Below are 4,582 nucleotides of genomic sequence, written 5' to 3'. Positions count from 1 at the left end.
CCTAGGACTCCGGGTCGGTCACGAGGATCGGGCCCTCGGGCTGCCACCAGCCCCAGCGGGTCTCGGTCCCGGTGGTCACCTCGGCCGGCGCGGGCGGGTCCTCCTGGTAGGTCCCCAGCGGGGTGTACGCCTCGATGGAGCCCCAGTCCCGGTTCCAGTCGTGTCGCAGGTACGAGGGGATCGTGCGGGCGCGCTGGGCGACCTCGATCCACCCGAGCGGGCCACCGGACTCGTACGACTGCCACGTGCTGGTGGCGGCGACCGCCAGCGGCCGGTCCGGGAGGATCCGGTACTCCGGCAGCTCGGCGACCCCCGCGTAGTGCGAGAACGGCCGCTGGCACGGGAACTGCAGGCTCACCGCCCAGTCCAGCATGACGGGCGACTCCGACCCGACCAGCTCCTGGACCGTGACGAGTTCGGGCGCGCGCGGCGGGGTGATCGCCGCCCACTGGTCGGGGGTCAGGTCGTCGTCGTCGACCAGGATCCTCATGACGTCGGCCTCGGCCGGCACGTCCTGCATGTCGACCCGGAGGTTCCGCCAGGTCGGGGCGGGGCCGATGTCGAACGGGACGACGGGCTCGCCCACCACGTCCGCGCCGCCCTCTGTGGCGCGGCCGAACTCGACGATGACCTCCTGGCCGTACCTGTACAGGCCGTCGGCGTCGTAGCGGCCGATCCGTCCGGCGGCCGAGATCACCAGGAGCGGATGCGTCTCGCGGTTCTCCGGGAGCCGGTACCAGCCGGTCTCGAGGTTCGCCTCGCGCTGCGGACCCACCAGGTACGACCCGAGCACCGGGGTGGTGGCGGGATCGAGCCCGAACGGCAGGGCCACGGTCGACTCGTTGACGCCCTCGGCGCCCTGGCCGCCGGCGGTGCCGGCACTCTCGCCGGTGGTGACGGAGGGGCCGCCGCCGGGCTCCTGGGTGGTGTTGGCGGCACCGGGATCGGCCACCACCGCGTCCGCGGAGAGGTCGGGCGCGACGCCGTCCGGGGTGAACCCCGAGTTGTCGCCGGCCTCGATGGCCGCCGCGCGCTCGGCGGGGTCGATCGACCCGTCCGGTCGGGGGGTCGCGGCGAGCGGGGTGAGCATGCCGGCGTTGGCATCGGGTTCCACCAGCACACGGTCGGCGAGCATGCACGGGTTCCCGGCGAGCGCCGAGAAGTTGCCGGCCGCGATCGTGTACGCCGGGTACTGCTTGTGGACCCCCTTGGCGAACGAGGCCACGGAGAACACGACGAGCAGACCCGCGACCACCGCGATGGGTGCGGCGGCGATCGTCCTCATGCGCCGCCGGCCCTCGCGCGTCCTGGGCGCCTGCGTGCCGGTGTAGTCCTGGCGCAGATGCTGCCACCCCGCGTAGGCGAAGGTCAGCACGGCCAGGCCCAGGAGGACGGTCGCGGCGTCGATCCCGCGGATACTGGGCGCCTTGTCCCACCAGGGGATGCCGTAGCTCGAGACGTACCACCAGCCGTTGGGGCCGGCGAAGGCCAGCGCGAGCACCACGAGGATCACCCCGAGGAACACCGTCCGGTTGCGGGCGGTGCGGACCGCGGACGCGGAGATGGCCATGGCGCCGAGCGCCGCGATCGCCGCGCCGATCCCCGCGTAGACGCCGAAGTGGTGGGTCCACTTGGTGGGGGAGAACATCATGAAGAACGCGGTGCCCACCACCACGCCGACAAGGCGCCAGACGGGCCCGGAGGCCGCGCCCGGGATCTTGCCGCGGCGCAGCAGGGTGCCGATCACCATGATGAGGCACAGCAGGACCAGCAGGACCGGGAGTCGGCGGGAGAGCGATCCGTCGACCGTCGGGATCATCAGGTAGTAGTAGCGGACGAACTCCTCGAACCAGTTCAGGTTGGGGCCGATCTCGCCGCGCACCCGGATCGCCTCGAGCACGGAGGCCAGGGACTGGATGCCGAAGACGCTGATGAGCACCATGGTCCCGGCGGCCAGCACCGGTGTGACCAGGGCGAGGTGCGAGCCGACCTCGCGTCCGCGCACCACGACGGTGCGCAGGACGGGGCGCAGCCCCATGACGAGTGCGGCGACGGCCATCAGGCCGGTGGGGCCGGTGGCCAGCGAGAACGAGGCCAGGATCACCGCGATGGCGTACGGCAACATGCGTCGGGTCGCGATGGCGCGTTCGACGGAGACCCAGGTGAGCAGCGCGCCCAGGGCGATGACGGGCTCGGGCCGCAGGCCGTTGTTGAAGGCCATCCAGAAGGCGAGGAACACTGCGGCGGCGCTCCACACGACCACCGGGGTGGTGCGCGCGGCGCGGCCGAGCCGGGGCAGGACCTCGCGGCTGATGACGAGCCAGCACAGGATCGCGGCGATGAGGGCGGGGAGCCGCATCCAGGGGCTGGCGGTGGACACGTGCGCGAGCATCGTGAGCAGGTCGTAGTAGGGGGAGCCGAAGGGCGACTCGGGTACCCCGTACCAGCGGTAGTAGTTGGCCATGTAGCCGGCGGGGTCGGCGGCCCGGGCCATCGACATGATGTACCCGTCGTCGGAGGTGTTGCCGCCGACGAAGTGCCAGATACCGAGGGTGCCGATCACGGCCACGTCCGGGAGCCGGATCCTGAACCACCCGCGGGGCAGGAAGCGGCGGGACCGGCGGCCGTCGGTCTGGTCGAGCCCGTGCAGGGCCCACAGGGCCACGGCGGTGGCGATCAGCCCGATCACGATGGCCGCCCACTTGAGGGCGGTCGGGTCGGTGGTGAAGCGGGAATCGACCTCCACGGCCACCTCGAGGCCGTCGGGGACCGCGGTGTCGGAGGGCAGGTCGGTGTAGATGCCCACGACCATCGGTCGGAGGTCGTCGGCGTCGACCCGGCGGGCGGCATCGTCGATGCCCTCGAACTCCGCCTCCACGAAGGTCGGGGCCGCGGTCAGGGTCAGCTGCGTGCACTCCCCGGCGGCGACCTCCTCCCGCGGGGCCGAGACGATGACCCGGTTGCGGGAGACCACGTCGACCGTGTCCTGGGAGGCGCGGACGAACAGTGCCCGGTCACCGGAGTCCTTGCCGCCCGCCGGAGCGGTGGACAGGAGGATCCCGCCGTCGGCGGGCAGGTCCGCGACCAGGGTGCAGGGCACGGTGGCGGTGAACCGCTGAGGCGAGTGCGCCATCAGCGGCGCGGTCACCGAGTCGACCGATCCGTTCTGTGGCCACTGCACGCTCGAGGTGGTCTGGTTGACCGGCAGGAACGGCAGGGAGAGGAAGCACAGGGTGCCCAGGAGGCCGCTGACGATGGCGACGAGGCGGAGCCTCGCGACACGGGCGTCGGCGGCGACCGGGCCGGAAGCTGCGGTGGAGTCTGACACGACGCCCGATTCTAGGCGACGGTCACTTCATGGGACCCGGCGTGGTCCAGCCCCACTGGACGGAACTGCTGCGTACGAGGTCCGCGGGCGTCGCCCCGGGGTCGAGGGGTTCGAACCGCTGGAGGGACCCCCAGTCCCTCGACCAGTCGTGATCGAGGTAGGTGGGGACGGTGACGGCCTCCACCGTCTGGGTGGTCCACAGCAGTGGTCCGCCGCCACCCGCGCTCTGCCACCAGTTCGCGGCGGCCGAGGACTCGCGGTCGGCGAGGATCCGGTAGCGGGGGATCTCGGCGACCCCGCCGTTGTGGACGAAGGGACGCTGACACGGGAAGGCCAGGGCCACCACCCAGTCGACGAGCACCGGGTCGGAGTGGCCCACGACCTCGTCGAGGGTGCGCAACCGGGGGTTCCGGGGCGGGGTCACGGCGAGCCACCAGTCGGGGTCGAGATTGCCGTCGGTCGCCACCACTCGCACGACCTCCGCGTCGGCGGGGATCGACTCCAGCGGGATCCTGAGGTTGCGCCAGGCGGGGGCCGGACCGATGTCGACGGGGGTCGTGGAGCCCATGACCTCGAAGTCGGTGGGGCCCGCCGCACCGACCCGGCCGGGCCGCCCGTACTCGATCGTCAGATCGCCGTTGCCGATCCGGCCCGCGGCGGCCATGACCAGCAGGGGGCTGTTGGGGCGGCGGGCGGGCAGCTCGTACCAGGCCGACGTGAGTTCGGCGGCGACCTGGGGCCCGCGGCGGTAGGAGCCCAGGACCGGTGTGGTCTCGGGGTCCAGACCGAAGGGCAGCGCGACGGTGGAGCCGTTGACGGTGACCTCTCCCCGGCCGCCGGTGGTGCCGGCGTCGACGCCGTCCCCCGGCTCGCGTTCACCGGAGTCGGACAGGGCCAGCGAGCCGGAGGACTCCGTGCTGTCGACCGTGATCGTGTCGGGCAGGCCGTTGGGTGCGAACCCGTTGACCACGCCCGCACCCAGGGAGATCTCCGGTCCCGCGCCCACGGCCCGGAGCAGGCCGTCGTTGGAGTCCTCCTCGACGAGCACCGAGTCGGCGAGCGAGCACGGTTCACCGCTGAGGGCGCGGAGGTTGGCGCGCCCGACCGTGTAGGCCGGGGTCTGGACGAACACGGCGGTCACGGCGGAGACGAGCTCGAAGATCACGACGGAGAACGCCACGATCGTCAGCGGGGCGCCGTCGATGCCGGGGCCCCGTCCGGCCCCGACGCGGCGGCGGTCGCGGGTCCGGGCGG

At 72.7% G+C, this 4,582-nt stretch carries 2 protein-coding genes; both read right to left on the bottom strand.

Annotated features, from left to right (window positions below):
• Position 1: 1 nt before the first annotated feature.
• On the bottom strand, positions 2–3,328 hold the full coding sequence (locus G6022_RS12140; RefSeq protein WP_182691644.1) for an arabinosyltransferase domain-containing protein: 3,327 nt from the start codon (positions 3,326–3,328) through the stop codon (positions 2–4).
• Positions 3,329–3,350: 22 nt separating this feature from the next.
• Positions 3,351–4,582: arabinosyltransferase C-terminal domain-containing protein (locus G6022_RS12135; RefSeq protein ID WP_182691642.1), on the bottom strand; the 1,232-nt coding region annotated here is incomplete at its 5' end.

Origin of the sequence: Dietzia sp. Cai40 (genome assembly GCF_014145165.1) — a bacterium.
Classification (GTDB): Bacteria; Actinomycetota; Actinomycetes; order Mycobacteriales; family Mycobacteriaceae; genus Dietzia; species Dietzia natronolimnaea.
Note: the sequence above shows the minus strand (reverse complement) of the source record. Positions and strands in the feature narration are given on the sequence as shown.